This window comes from Kitasatospora sp. NPDC018619, assembly GCF_044391605.1.
GTDB lineage: Bacteria > Actinomycetota > Actinomycetes > Streptomycetales > Streptomycetaceae > Kitasatospora.
In genome coordinates this window covers 21,984-34,095 of sequence record NZ_JBISAI010000029.1, presented here as the reverse complement: position 1 = coordinate 34,095, position 12,112 = coordinate 21,984, and the positions used below count along the sequence as shown (strand labels likewise).

10 protein-coding genes are annotated in these 12,112 nt (G+C 74.9%); 7 read left to right on the top strand and 3 right to left on the bottom strand.

The window, feature by feature from the left end:
* Positions 1 to 9: 9 nt before the first annotated feature.
* Positions 10 to 1,512 (top strand): tRNA (N6-isopentenyl adenosine(37)-C2)-methylthiotransferase MiaB, encoded by a 1,503-nt coding sequence (gene miaB / locus ACH5AR_RS31370; RefSeq protein ID WP_396304920.1) that lies wholly within the window; start codon positions 10 to 12, stop codon positions 1,510 to 1,512.
* A gap of 78 nt (positions 1,513 to 1,590) precedes the next feature.
* A complete protein-coding gene (locus ACH5AR_RS31365; RefSeq protein WP_396304919.1) occupies positions 1,591 to 2,289 on the top strand; it encodes a hypothetical protein in 699 nt (232 codons plus the stop codon).
* A 6-nt stretch (positions 2,290 to 2,295) separates the two neighbouring features.
* Here ACH5AR_RS31365 and ACH5AR_RS31360 read toward each other — a convergent pair whose 3' ends face one another.
* On the bottom strand, positions 2,296 to 2,541 hold the full coding sequence (locus tag ACH5AR_RS31360; RefSeq protein WP_396304918.1) for an antitoxin: 246 nt from the start codon (positions 2,539 to 2,541) through the stop codon (positions 2,296 to 2,298).
* Positions 2,542 to 2,720: 179 nt separating this feature from the next.
* Here ACH5AR_RS31360 and miaA point away from each other — a divergent pair, with 179 nt between their 5' ends.
* The 5 genes from miaA to hflX all read left to right on the top strand — a co-directional run bounded on the left by miaA (position 2,721) and on the right by hflX (position 9,555).
* Complete coding sequence (gene miaA, locus ACH5AR_RS31355; protein ID WP_396304917.1) at positions 2,721 to 3,665, top strand: tRNA (adenosine(37)-N6)-dimethylallyltransferase MiaA; 945 nt, start codon at positions 2,721 to 2,723, stop codon at positions 3,663 to 3,665.
* 229 nt (positions 3,666 to 3,894) lie between these two features.
* Positions 3,895 to 4,407 carry a hypothetical protein gene (locus tag ACH5AR_RS31350; RefSeq protein ID WP_396304916.1) on the top strand — a complete coding sequence of 171 codons (513 nt, stop codon included), beginning with the start codon at positions 3,895 to 3,897 and terminating at the stop codon, positions 4,405 to 4,407.
* A gap of 64 nt (positions 4,408 to 4,471) precedes the next feature.
* Positions 4,472 to 5,377: a diaminopimelate epimerase gene (dapF, locus tag ACH5AR_RS31345; protein ID WP_396304915.1), complete on the top strand. Its 906-nt coding sequence runs from the start codon at positions 4,472 to 4,474 to the stop codon at positions 5,375 to 5,377.
* Positions 5,378 to 5,646: 269 nt separating this feature from the next.
* Positions 5,647 to 7,791, top strand: coding sequence for a RelA/SpoT family protein (locus ACH5AR_RS31340; RefSeq protein ID WP_396304945.1), 2,145 nt, complete (start codon positions 5,647 to 5,649; stop codon positions 7,789 to 7,791).
* A 261-nt stretch (positions 7,792 to 8,052) separates the two neighbouring features.
* Complete coding sequence (gene hflX, locus ACH5AR_RS31335; RefSeq protein ID WP_396304914.1) at positions 8,053 to 9,555, top strand: GTPase HflX; 1,503 nt, start codon at positions 8,053 to 8,055, stop codon at positions 9,553 to 9,555.
* 117 nt (positions 9,556 to 9,672) lie between these two features.
* On the opposite strand, the gene ACH5AR_RS31330 is transcribed toward hflX, so the two are convergent.
* A complete protein-coding gene (locus ACH5AR_RS31330) occupies positions 9,673 to 10,791 on the bottom strand; it encodes a trypsin-like serine peptidase (RefSeq protein ID WP_396304913.1) in 1,119 nt (372 codons plus the stop codon).
* 57 nt (positions 10,792 to 10,848) lie between these two features.
* Entirely contained in the window at positions 10,849 to 12,066 is a 1,218-nt protein-coding gene (locus tag ACH5AR_RS31325) for a trypsin-like serine peptidase (RefSeq protein ID WP_396304912.1), read from the bottom strand.
* Between the last annotated feature and the right edge of the window lie 46 nt (positions 12,067 to 12,112).

The following is a 12,112-nucleotide window of genomic DNA, read 5'->3' as shown; positions in this document are numbered from 1 at the left end:
CCTGGTCTGGTGAGCGGTGAGAGCGGATTGAAGAGCTACAAGGTCGTCACGCACGGCTGCCAGATGAACGTCCACGACTCCGAGCGGCTGTCCGGCCTGCTGGAGGACGCGGGCTACGTCAAGGCCGGGCCCGAGGGCGACCCGGACCTGGTGGTGTTCAACACCTGCGCGGTGCGCGAGAACGCCGACAACAAGCTGTACGGCAACCTCGGCCAGCTCGCGCCGGTCAAGACCCGCCACAAGGGCATGCAGATCGCCGTCGGCGGCTGCCTGGCCCAGAAGGACCGCGAGACCATCGTCCGGCGCGCCCCGTGGGTCGACGTGGTCTTCGGCACCCACAACATCGGCCACCTGCCGGCGCTGCTGGAGCGGGCCGCGGTCGAGAAGAAGGCCCAGGTCGAGATCCTGGAGTCGCTGGAGACATTCCCCTCCACCCTGCCGACCCGCCGCGAGTCCGCGTACGCCGCCTGGGTCGCCATCTCCGTCGGCTGCAACAACACCTGCACCTTCTGCATCGTCCCCGCGCTGCGCGGCAAGGAGGAGGACCGCCGCCCCGGCGACGTCCTCGCCGAGATCGAGGCGCTGGTGGAGGAGGGCGTCATCGAGGTGACGCTGCTCGGCCAGAACGTCAACGCCTACGGCTCCGACCTGGGCGACCGCGAGGCCTTCTCCAAGCTGCTGCGCGCCGCCGGACAGATCGAGGGCCTGGAGCGGATCCGCTTCACCTCCCCGCACCCGCGCGACTTCACCGACGACGTGATCGCCGCGATGGCCGAGACCCCGAACGTGATGCACCAGCTGCACATGCCGCTGCAGTCCGGCTCGGACCGCATCCTCAAGGCGATGCGCCGCTCCTACCGGCAGGAGCGTTTCCTCGGGATCATCCGGAAGGTCCGCGAGGCGATGCCGGACGCCGCGATCTCCACCGACATCATCGTGGGCTTCCCCGGCGAGACCGAGGAGGACTTCGAGGAGACGATGCACGTCGTCCGCGAGGCCCGCTTCACCAACGCCTTCACCTTCCAGTACTCCAAGCGCCCCGGCACCCCGGCGGCGGACATGGCCGACCAGGTGCCGAAGGAGGTCGTGCAGGCCCGCTACGACCGGCTGATCGCCCTCCAGGAGGAGATCTCCTGGGAGGAGAACAAGAAGCAGGTCGGCCGCACGCTGGAGATCCTGGTGGCCGAGGGCGAGGGCAAGAAGGACGACCGGACGCAGCGGCTCTCCGGGCGCGCCCCCGACAACCGGCTGGTGCACTTCACCAAGCCGGACGAGCCGGTGCGCCCGGGCGACACGGTGACCGTCGAGATCACCTACGCCGCCCCGCACCACCTGCTCGCCGAGGGCCCGGCGCTCGCGGTGCGCCGCACCCGGGCCGGTGACGCCTGGGAGAAGCGCCAGGCGAAGCCCGCCGCCAAGCCGGCCGGCGTGCTGCTCGGCCTGCCGAAGATCGGCGCCCCGGCCGAGCTGCCGCTCGCCGCGCCGGCGGGCGGGGCCTGCTGCGGGGACTGACCCCGCCGCTCGTGACGGCGGCCCGGCGGGGCTCCGGCCCCCGCCGGGCCGCCGCCGCGTTTGGCTAGAGTGATCCGCATGCTGGTAGCCGCCGCCGTGTGCCCCTGTCCGCCGCTGCTCGTCCCCGAGGTCGCCGCCGGGGCCGCGCCCGAGCTGGACGGCCTGCGCGCGGCCTGCGACACGGCGCTCGCTGCGCTGGTCGCGGCCGGGCCGCAGCTGGTCGTGGCGGTCGGCACCGGGCCGGCGGCCGAGGTGTGGACCGAGGGCGGGGCCGGCTCCTTCCACCGCTACGGGGTGCCGCTGGTCGCCAAGCTGCCCGGGGACCGGGTCGAGGGGCCGGAGCTGGCGCCCTCGCTGACCGTCGGCGCCTGGCTGCTGGAACGCGCCGGGGTGACGCTGCCGACGCACGCCTGCGCGGTGCCCGCCGACGCCCCCGCCGACCGGATGCTCGGCCTCGGGCAGGGCCTGGCCGGCCTCGCCGACCGGGTCGCCCTGCTGGTGCTCGGCGACGGCAGCGCCTGCCGCTCGGTGAAGGCCCCCGGCTACCTGGACGAGCGGGCCGAGGGCTTCGACGCCGCCGTGGCCGCCGCCCTGCGCACCGCCGACCTGCCCGCCCTGGCCGCGCTGGACCCGGCCCTGGCCGCCGCGCTCCGGGCCGAGGGCCGGGCGCCCTGGCAGGTGCTGGCCGGCGCCGCGCAGGGCGCCGGCCTCACCGGGCGGCTGGACTACGAGGACGCGCCGTACGGGGTCGGCTACCTCGTCGCCTCCTGGAGCTGAGCCCGCTCAGGACTGCGGGGGCCGTGCCTCGTCGCCCGGCTCCGGCTTGTGGGCGAAGTCGCCGACGGCGCCCTTGGCCTTGCCCGCGCCCTGCTCGATCCGGTCGCTGTACTTGCCCTTGGTCGCCTTGTCGATCGCGCCGCCGGCCTTGTCCACGGCCTTCTCGATCTGGTCGCTGTGCTTGCCCGCGAACTCGCTGGCCTTGTCCTTGAGCTCCTCGGCCTTGCCCTTGAGGTTGTCCATCAGACCCATGGCGATCTCCTTCATCCGCTGTTGCCCGGACAACGACCGGGCCCGGCAAAGCGTTCGCAAACCGGACCCAACCGGGGAAACGGCCGGAAAATCTCCGGGAAACAGTCATATCGTCGCGCAGTCGCGGGCGGGTGGCAGCCCGGTCCGCGGCTCCGCGACGGTTTTGCGAGACTGGAGCGGTGAGCAGCTCCCGTACCCCGCGTGTCGTCTCGATCGTCGGCGCGACCGCCGCCGGCAAGTCCGACCTGGCCGTCGCCATCGCCCGCAGCCTCGGCGGCGAGGTGATCAACACCGACTCGATGCAGCTGTACCGGGGCATGGACATCGGCACCGCCAAGCTCACCGAGGCCGAACGCGGGGGAGTGCCGCACCACCTGCTGGACGTCTGGGACGTCACCGAGGCCGCCAGCGTCGCCGAGTACCAGCGGCTGGCCCGGGCCGAGATCGACCGGCTGCTCGCCGCCGGCCGCACGCCCGTCCTGGTCGGCGGCTCCGGGCTGTACGTCCGGGCGGCGATCGACGAGATGGAGTTCCCGGGCACCGACCCGGCGGTGCGGGCCCGGCTGGAGGCGGAGCTGGAGCGGTCCGGCCCGTACGCGCTGCACCGGCGGCTGGCCGAGCTGGACCCGCCGGCCGCCGAGGCGATCCTGACCGGCAACGGGCGGCGGATCGTCCGCGCCCTGGAGGTCATCGAGATCACCGGGCAGCCGTTCACCGCCAACCTGCCCGGCAACACCGCCGTCTACGAGGCGGTGCAGATCGGCGTCGCCGTGCCGCGCCCCGAACTGGACGAGCGGATCGCGCTGCGGGTCGACCGGATGTGGGAGGCCGGGCTGCTGGACGAGGTACGGCAGCTGGAGCGGGCCGGGCTGCGGGAGGGCCGCACGGCCTCCCGGGCGCTCGGCTACCAGCAGGTGCTCGACCACTTCGCCGGCGGCTGCACCGAGGACGAGGCCCGGGCCGAGACCGTCCGCGCCACCAAGCGCTTCGCCCGCCGCCAGGAGTCGTGGTTCCGCCGCGACGACCGGATCGTCTGGCTCTCCCGGCCGGCCGGCACGGACCCCGTCGAGCTGCTGGAACGGTCCCTGGAACTGATCGGCCGTCAGGGAGTTCCGGCCGCGTAGGAAGGGTTTCCGGCCAATCCGGCGGTGCACCTGCGCGCGCAGGTGGCCGTGCAGGACGAACCGGCGGTCACGGCCCGATCACGTGATGGCCACGGATCACCCGTCGACCCCGGTCAGGCCCGGAACGCCACTCTGGACATGCCATCATCGATGCCGTAGGGGTCGGCCGATCGCGGCCGGCCGTGCCCGGCCGCGAGTCCGCTCGTGTCGAACTGTCAGGGGAGGCCGTGTGTCGACGGGTACCGGCCCCGATTCCGGCCAGGGCGGCGGCGTCACCGCACCGGCCGAGGAGTTCGACGAGTCGACGATGGGCGACCTGCCGGTGCTGACCGGCCTGGAGGCGCCCACCTCGTACGCGGCCGCGGTGCCCGCCCTGGACACCCGCACCCCGCCGGACGCCGCGGTGCACGAGCGGGAGATCCGCCCGCTGCGCCGGCTGCGCTGGTGGCAGACGCTGCCGATCGCCCTGCTCGGCACCCTCGGCTCGCTGATGTTCGCCTTCCCGCTCGCCTTCGGCTCCGCCGGGTCGCGCGCCACCATGGTCGGGATGCTCGGGCTGCTGCTCACCGCCGCCTCGATGGGCTGGGGCGCGATGGCCGCCCGGCACGCCGGCTACAAGTGGCCGGGGCTGCCGCGCCGGGGCTCCGGGCAGCGGGCCGGCTGGAAGGCGATCGCGGTGTACACCCTGATCGCGGTGGCCGCCTGCACGCTCGCGGTCTGGCGGGTCGCGTACCTGCGCTGAGCGCCTCCCGGTGGGTCGCGTACCTGCGCCGAGCGCCTCCCGGCGGCTCAGTACCATCGGTGGGGTGAGCGCATCCACTTCCCCGCAGGGCGGCATCCCCTTCTTCAAGGGGCACGGCACCCAGAACGACTTCGTCATCGTCCCGGACCCGGACGGCGCGCTGGAGATCCGTCCCGAGACCGTCGCCGCGCTGTGCGACCGCCGGGCCGGCCTCGGCGGGGACGGGCTGCTGCGCGTGGTGCGCGCCGCCGCCGACCCGGCCGCCGCGGGGATGGCCGACCGTGCCGAGTGGTTCATGGACTACCGCAACTCGGACGGCAGCCTGGCCGAGATGTGCGGCAACGGCCTGCGGGTCTTCGCCCGCTTCCTGGTCGAGGCGGGCCTGGCCGAGCCGGGCGAACTGGCCGTCGCCACCCGCTCCGGGGTGCTCACCGCGAAGGTCGCCGCGGCCGCCGGGGACGGCACGCCCGGCGACGTCACGGTCGGGATGGGCCGGGCCCGGCTGCCCGGGCCGGACGGCATCGAGGTCGCGGTCGGCGAGCGGCGCTGGCCGGCCCTGAACGTCAACATGGGCAACCCGCACGCGGTGGCCTTCGTGGAGAGCCTGGACCACGCCGGGGACCTGGCCGACGCGCCGCTCACCAGCCCCGCGGACGCCTACCCGGAGGGCGTCAACGTCGAGTTCGTGGTGGACCGCGGGCCGCGGCACGTCGCGATGCGGGTGCACGAGCGCGGCTCGGGCGAGACCCGCTCCTGCGGCACCGGTGCCTGCGCGGTGGCGGTGGCGGCCATCCGCCGGGACGGCGCCGACCCGGCGGTCACCGGCGAGGCGGTCTCGTACACCGTGGACGTGCTGGGCGGCCGACTGGTCGTCACCGAGCACCCGGACGGCCGGGTCGAGATGACCGGGCCGGCGGTGATCGTGGCCGAGGGAAGGCTGGACGGGCGCTGGTGGGAGTCGGTGCGCTGAGCCCCGGGGCCGGTTTGCCCAATTCGTACGGCGACGAATCCCCCCGATCGGGTGATACCGGTCGCGGACGGGAATCAGGGCGTCGCGGAACGTGCTCTGCTCGGTAGCATGGACCACCGGGTCGATCACCCCATGGGGAGGGGTGGCCGGATCACCCCCTCGGACGGGGCGTCGCCCGGCGACCGCTGCCGGAGGTGCCGATGACCATCGAAGCCGGACAGCCCCTGGAGGGGTTGCGACAAGCCGGGCAGCCCCTGACGGGGCAGCCGATGACCGTACGGCAGGCCGGGGCCAGGAGGCCCCTGGGCGAGCTCGGCCGGGCCGCGCTCGGCCGGGCCGGCCGGGCCGCACTGCTCGCCACCGGCCGCCCGCCCGTGCCGGACGCCCTGGAGCCGCTCGTCCGGGTCCACCGCCGGCACCACCCGCAGGGCGACCTCAACCTGCTCGCCCGGGCGTACCGGCTGGCCGAGGCCAGCCACCGCGGCCAGAAGCGCAAGAGCGGGGAGCCGTACATCACCCACCCGCTGGCCGTCACCATGATCCTGGCCCAACTCGGCGCCGGGACGACGACCCTCGTCGCCTCGCTGCTCCACGACACCGTCGAGGACACCGAGTTGACGCTGGAGCAGGTGGGCGCCGGGTTCGGCCCCGAAGTCGCCTACCTGGTCGACGGGGTGACGAAGCTGGAGAAGGTCGACTTCGGGGCCGCCGCGGAGGCCGAGACCTTCCGCAAGATGCTGGTCGCCACCGGGGACGACGTCCGGGTGATGGTGATCAAGCTGGCCGACCGGCTGCACAACATGCGCACCATCCGGCACATGAAGCCGGCCAGCCAGGTGCGGATCGCCAAGGTCACCCGGGACGTGCTGATCCCGCTGGCCGAACGGCTCGGCATCCAGGTGCTCAAGGCGGAGCTGGAGGACATCGTCTTCGCCACCCTGCACCCCGAGGAGCACGCCCGGACCCGCGCCCTGATGGCCGGCCACGAGGCCGGGCCGGACACCGTGCTGGAGCCCTTCGCCCGGCAGCTGGCCCGCCAGCTGGCCGAGGCCGGGATCGGTGCGGAGGTGACCGTCCGGCCGCGGCACTGCGTCTCGCTGCACCGGGTGCTGCTGAGGCGGGCCGCCCTGCCCGGGCCGGACGGGCGGCCGCAGGGGCTGCGGCCGGCCGACTTCGGGCGGCTGCTGGTGGTGGTCGAGGAGAACGCCGACTGCTACGCCGTGCTCGGCGAGCTGCACACCTGCTGGACGCCGCTGCCCGGCGAGTTCAAGGACTTCGTGGCCGCGCCCAAGTTCAACCTCTACCAGTCGCTGCACACCGCCGTGGCGCTCAGCGGCGGCGCGGTGGTCGAGGTGCTGGTCCGCACCCGGCGGATGCACGAGGTGGCCGAGACCGGGGTGGTCGCGCTCGGGGACCCGTCCCCGGCGGGCGCCGCGCCGGACGCCGACGAGCTGGACCGCACCGACCCGGCCCGCCCGGGCTGGCTCAGCCGGCTGCTGGAGTGGCAGCAGGAGACGCCCGACCCGGACGCCTTCTGGTCCGCGCTCACCGCCGACCTGGCCGGCGACCGCGAGATCACCGTGGTGACCGAGGGCGGCGAAACGCTTCAGCTGAGGGCCGGCGCCACCTGTGTGGACGCGGCCTACCTGCTCGGCGAGGAGACCGGCCACCGATGTATCGGCGTGCGGGTCAACGGGCGGCTCACCGCGCTGTCCACGGTGCTGGAGGACGGCGACCGGATCGAGGTGCTCACCGAGAGCCTCCCGGCCGGCGGCGGGCCGCCCTCCGGCCCCGCCCCCGAGTGGCTCGCGCACGCCCGCACCCCCGCCGCCCGGCTGGCCATCGAGCGCTGGCTGGCCGACCCCCCGGCCCGGCAGCCGGCGGTCCGCACCGGCCCGGCCGGCGGCCAGCCCGCCCCGCCCGGGCCCCCGGCCGCCGAGCGCCGGGCCGCCCCGGTCGCGGTGGCCGGCCGGCCCGGCGCGCCCGTCCGGCTGGCCCGCTGCTGCACCCCGGTGCCGCCGGACGAGGTGGCCGGGTACCCGATCCGCGGTGGCACGGCGGTCGCGGTGCACCGCACCGGCTGCCCGGCGGGGGAGCGGATGCGCGCGGACGGGCGGGCCGCGCTGGAGGTCCGCTGGCGCTCGGAGGGCGGACCGGCCTCCGGGCACCGGGCGACCCTGCGGGCCGAGGCGCTGAACCGGCCGAGGTTGCTGGCCGACCTCACCGCCGCGATCTCCGGCGCGGGGGTCAGCATCGTCTCGGCCGAGGTCGAACCGCCGCAGGAGTCCAGGGTCCGGCACACCTACACCGTCGAGCTGCCCGAGCCGGCCGCGCTGCCGGGGCTGATGCGGGCGATGCTCAAGGTCTCCGGGGTGTACGACGTGAGCCGGCCGCACGCGCCGCAGGGGGCGTAGCCGCCCGGGGCCCTTCCGGGGACCTTCCCGGGGCCCTTCCCCGGAAATGGGGATGACCGCCCCGCGCCGGGCGTGCGACCATCATGGGGAATTCACGGCCGGTCCACGGCGTTGTCGGGCACAGAGCCCGGGCGGCAGCCGCGGACCTGAGGGGTAGCTCACCCCGCCCGGACGGTAACCGGGGCGGCAGCTGGGCAGACTCCGTACGGGACCGCCGCGGCGGCCCCCGAGGCCACCCTTACCAGCGAGCCAAAGGACAGAATGACCTCCACGTTCGACACCCGCGACCACGCCGACGCTCCGCGCCGCCTCGACGGTCTGCGGGCGGAAGCCCTCATGGACGAGGACCTCGCGGCCATCGACGAGGACCTCGGCCACCACTACGACGGCGACCAGTACGACCGCAGCGAGCGAGCCGCCCTGCGCCGGGTCGCCGGCCTCTCCACCGAACTCGAGGACGTCACCGAGGTCGAGTACCGCCAGCTGCGCCTGGAGCGCGTGGTGCTCGTCGGCGTCTGGACGGACGGCACCCTGGAGGAGGCGGAGAACTCGATGGCCGAGCTCGCAGCCCTCGCCGAGACGGCCGGCTCCCAGGTGCTGGACGGCGTCATCCAGCGCCGCGACAAGCCCGACGCGGCCACCTACATCGGCTCCGGCAAGGCCAAGGAGCTGCGCGACATCGTCGCCGCGACCGGCGCCGACACCGTGGTCTGCGACGGTGAGCTCACCCCGGGCCAGCTGATCCACCTGGAGGACGTGGTCAAGGTCAAGGTCGTCGACCGGACGGCCCTGATCCTGGACATCTTCGCCCAGCACGCCAAGTCGCGGGAGGGCAAGGCGCAGGTCTCGCTCGCCCAGATGCAGTACATGCTGCCGCGGCTGCGCGGGTGGGGCCAGTCGCTGTCCCGGCAGATGGGTGGCGGTGGCTCCGGCTCCTCGGGCGGCGGCATGGCCACCCGCGGTCCCGGTGAGACCAAGATCGAGACCGACCGGCGCCGGATCCGCGAGAAGATGGCGAAGCTCCGCAAGGAGATCGCCGACATGAAGAAGGGCCGCGACACCAAGCGCCAGGAGCGCAGGCGCCACCAGGTGCCGTCCGTGGCCATCGCCGGGTACACCAACGCCGGCAAGTCCTCCCTGCTCAACCGGCTCACCGGGGCGGGCGTCCTGGTGGAGAACGCGCTGTTCGCCACCCTGGACCCGACCGTGCGCCGGGCCGAGACCCCGAGCGGGCGGCTCTACACCCTGGCGGACACCGTCGGCTTCGTCCGGCACCTGCCGCACCACCTGGTCGAGGCCTTCCGCTCGACCATGGAGGAGGTCGCCGACGCGGACCTCATCCTGCACGTGGTGGACGGCTCGCACCCCGAGCCGGAGACGCAGCTGGCCGCCGTCCGCGAGGTCATCGTCTCGGTCGACGCGCAGAACGTGCCGGAGATCGTGGTGATCAACAAGGCGGACGCCGCCGATCCGCACGTGCTCCAGCGCCTGCTGCGCCGCGAGCCGCACGCCATCGTGGTGTCGGCCCGCAGCGGGGCCGGCATCGAGGAACTGCTGCGGCTGATCGACGACGAGCTGCCGCGCCCGGCGGTCGAGGTGCGGGCCCTGGTGCCCTACACCCAGGGCGCGCTGGTCTCCCGGGTGCACGCCGAGGGCGAGCTGCTCTCCACCGAGCACACCGGCGAGGGCACCCTGCTGCACGCCAAGGTGCCGGCCGAGCTGGCCGCCGAGCTGGAGTACTTCGCGGTGGCCCTCCAGGGCTGACGGCGGAGCGCGCGCGAGGGCCCCGGGACGGACGCGACCGTCCCGGGGCCCTTCCGCGTGCCCGCGCGGGGCTGCCGGCCGTTCGTGCGCACGGCTGCCGGCCGTTCGTGGGCGGGGCTACCGGACGTTCTTGGCGAAGTAGTCGAAGGCCTGCTTCGCCTGCTCCTGGAGCGAGGGCCCGGCCTGGTAGCCCGCCGGGCCGCGGTTGCCGAGCGCGCCGACGCTGACCAGGTTGGGCTTGCCGTCCCGGGTGACGAACCAGCCGCCGCCGGAGGCGCCCGCCGTCAGGGTGCAGCCGATCACGTACAGCGGCGGGCGGGTCCGGTCGAAGGACAGCCGCCCGGGCGCGACCCGGGAGTCGCAGTGGGCGAGCTCCGTGCCGTCGAACGGGCGCTCGGCCGGGTAGCCGTAGGCGGCCGCCGCGGTGATCCGCTCGCGCGGGGCGTTGAACCAGACCGGCACCGAACCGCCGACCGCCTCCTCCAGGGAGCGGCCGGAGCCGTCCTCGCCGCGCACCCGCAGGACGCCGTAGTCGTACTGGTGGCGGGCGCCGACGCCGCCCTCCTGGAGCCAGGTCGGCGAGACCAGTGCGCGCACCGCCGCCCACCGGCCGTACGGGGCGGCCTGCTGGTCGGCGTTCGGCCTGCCGTGGACCACCCGGCCGTCCCGGTTGTAGCCGGGCACGAAGACCAGGTTCTTCAGCCAGCCGCCGCCCCTGCCGTCGTGCAGGCAGTGCGCGGCGGTGTAGACGAGGTTGCTGCGGCCGGGGTTGACCGGGTCGGAGACCACCGTGGCGGAGCAGGCCGCGTCACCCTGCGGGGTGGTCATGAAGAGCCGGCCGACCACCGTGCCGGCCGGGCCGTACGGGTGCGGCAGGGCCTCGGCGGGGACGGCCGCGGGCGGGGCGTCCCGCTCGACGCCGTCCGCGGCGGGGCCGGTCAGCGCGTACTCGGGGGTCGGCCGGGGCCTGGCGGCGTCCATCCGGGCCGGCGTCCAGGCGCCGGGTGCCGCGACGTCGGCGAAGGCGCTGTCCTCGACGTAGCGCGCCCAGTCCTCCACCTTCCAGCCGCTCAGGTCCCCCGGGCCGGCGGGCGCCGTCCTGGGCAGGGCGAGCGGGGCGGTGGCGGGCCGGGCCGGGCCGTCCGGCCCGCACCCGGCCGCGCCCAGCGCGAGCGCGGCGAGCAGCGCGGCGGTGCCCGTCGCGGCCCGCCGCCGCGGGCTGGTGGTTCCTGGCATGCCGGCTCGTCTCCCCCTGCCGTGCTGGTGGTCCGGTGCCCTCCTCGGCGGGGGCGGCTACTTCTTGGAGATCCAGTCCAGCGCCTGCCGGGCGACCGCCTCCAGGTACGGGCCGCTCAGCGAGGTGTGCTCCTGGGTGCCGATCGAGGTGTTGCTGACCAGGGCCGTCCGGCCGTCCGGCATGGTGGCGAACCAGCCGCCGCCGCTGGCGCCCTGGGTCATGTCGCAGCCGATGGTCAGCATCGTCGGGCGCTTGGCGTCGAAGGAGAGCCTGGTCGGCTTGCCGCCGTCGCACCTGTACAGCTCCTGCCCGTCGAAGGGCTTGCCCAGCGGGTAGCCGACGGCCGAGACCCTCAGCTGGTCGCGCGGGGCGTCGAACCAGACCGGGACGGCCGAACCGACCGTCTCCTCCAGGGACTTGCCGGTGTCGTTCTGGTTGCGCACCCGCATCACCGCGAAGTCGTACTGGTTGGCGGCGTCCCCGCTGGCGCCGCCCTCGACCATCCACTGCGGCGAGGTGGTGACCCGCTCGGCCCACCAGGTGCCGAGCGGGGCCAGCTCGGACAGCGGGGCGCGCCTGCCGCCGCTGGAGGCACCCGAGTTGTTGTAGGCCGGCACGAAGACCAGGTCCTTGTAGAAGGTCCCGCCCTTGCCCTCGTGCACGCAGTGCCCGGCCGTCCAGACCAGGTTGCTCCGGCCCGGGTGCTGGGGGTCGGCGATCACCGTCGCCGAGCAGTTGCCGCGGCCGCCCTGGGCGGAGAAGAAGACCTTGCCCGAGGGCTGCCCGGTGTACGGGCGGGGCACCGTCACGGCCTTGACGGCCGGGGGCTCCGGGTCGGTCACGCCGTCGTCGGTGGACGGCGCGGGCGTGGCGGGCGCGGGCTTGGCGGCGGGTGGGGCCGGGTCGGCGGGCTTGGAGTCGCCCATCGTGTCCGGGTCCCAGAAGTCCTTCACCACAGGGTTGTTGAAGACGTGCTTGGACGCCCACTTGTCCCAGTCCTCGAACTTCCACTTCTTCAGGTCGTCCCAGCTCCGGGGCAGTCCCTCCAGCAGGCCGGTCGGCAGCCCGGACGGGAGGGTGATCCCGCCGATCAGGCCGCCCGAGCCCGCGCCCGAGCCCGCGGCCGAGCCCGCAGCCGGGGACGCCGCCGAGGCCGGCGGGGGCGCGGCGGTGCTCGTGCCGCCCGCCGGACCGTCCGGCCCGCAGGCGCTCACGGCGAACAGGGTTCCCGCGGCCAGGGCGGCGGCCAGGGCTGGCCGGTGGATCGTGGGCATCGGTGCGCTTCCCCCTGTGCTCGGTCGGTCGGTGCCGGGTGCTGCC

Coding starts and splice junctions, on each gene's coding strand:
- ACH5AR_RS31365 (WP_396304919.1), top strand. CDS start 1,591: ATGCTGGTAGCCGCCGCCGTGTGCCCCTGTCCGCCGCTGCTCGTCCCC.
- ACH5AR_RS31360 (WP_396304918.1), bottom strand. CDS start 2,541: ATGGGTCTGATGGACAACCTCAAGGGCAAGGCCGAGGAGCTCAAGGAC.
- ACH5AR_RS31340 (WP_396304945.1), top strand. CDS start 5,647: ATGACCGTACGGCAGGCCGGGGCCAGGAGGCCCCTGGGCGAGCTCGGC.
- hflX (WP_396304914.1), top strand. CDS start 8,053: ATGACCTCCACGTTCGACACCCGCGACCACGCCGACGCTCCGCGCCGC.
- ACH5AR_RS31330 (WP_396304913.1), bottom strand. CDS start 10,791: ATGCCAGGAACCACCAGCCCGCGGCGGCGGGCCGCGACGGGCACCGCC.
- ACH5AR_RS31325 (WP_396304912.1), bottom strand. CDS start 12,066: ATGCCCACGATCCACCGGCCAGCCCTGGCCGCCGCCCTGGCCGCGGGA.